The organism is Vibrio sp. 704 (genome assembly GCF_033339295.1).
In genome coordinates this window covers 1-551 of sequence record NZ_JAWOUH010000862.1, presented here as the reverse complement: position 1 = coordinate 551, position 551 = coordinate 1, and the positions used below count along the sequence as shown (strand labels likewise).

The following is a 551-nucleotide window of genomic DNA, read 5'->3' as shown; positions in this document are numbered from 1 at the left end:
CAGCACCTGTCATGCTCTTTCGGTAAATTCAGCCTCATCTATTTAACAAAGTTGAGGAATAATCCATGCTGACTATCAATTCATTCGTTCTCTATGTAGAAAACATTCACGTGAGCCAAACATTTTACTCGAGACTGTTTGATTGTGAGGTCACGCTTTTATCTCCTACATTTGCTTCTATGCCACTTTCCCATAGCGTCAAACTTACGCTCAAACAAAGTGACGCGCTCACTCCAGTCAGCATGGTGAAAGGTGGAGGAGCCGAGTTATCGTTGTCTGTAGCAGACGGACATCAACTGGAGCTGGTTTACAACAAGTGGAAAGAGATGGGCGTAGACTTTATTCAGCCACCAATGACCTCGGTGTATGGGTTAAATTTTGTAGCGACCGATCCTGATAAGCATCGCATTCGCGTGTTCATTAGTGAATAAAAATGCGTTAAAAATGCTTTTTACCATTCCCAACTAGGCTTCAATAAATTAGACTCAGGGGACACTTATAAGCTGCGTTGTATATAACTAAAGGAATGCCCATGAGCTCAAGTATGATCC

Annotated in this window: 1 protein-coding gene; it reads left to right on the top strand. The window is 42.3% G+C overall.

The window, feature by feature from the left end:
* The first annotated feature begins 65 nt into the window (after nt 1-65).
* Nucleotides 66-431 (top strand): VOC family protein, encoded by a 366-nt coding sequence (locus R7R24_RS29565; protein ID WP_005485688.1) that lies wholly within the window; start codon nt 66-68, stop codon nt 429-431.
* The last annotated feature ends 120 nt before the right edge of the window (nt 432-551 follow it).

What these genes read in the sequence shown, in the direction of transcription:
- R7R24_RS29565 (WP_005485688.1), top strand. Translation starts at nt 66, where the DNA reads ATGCTGACTATCAATTCATTCGTTCTCTATGTAGAAAACATTCACGTG.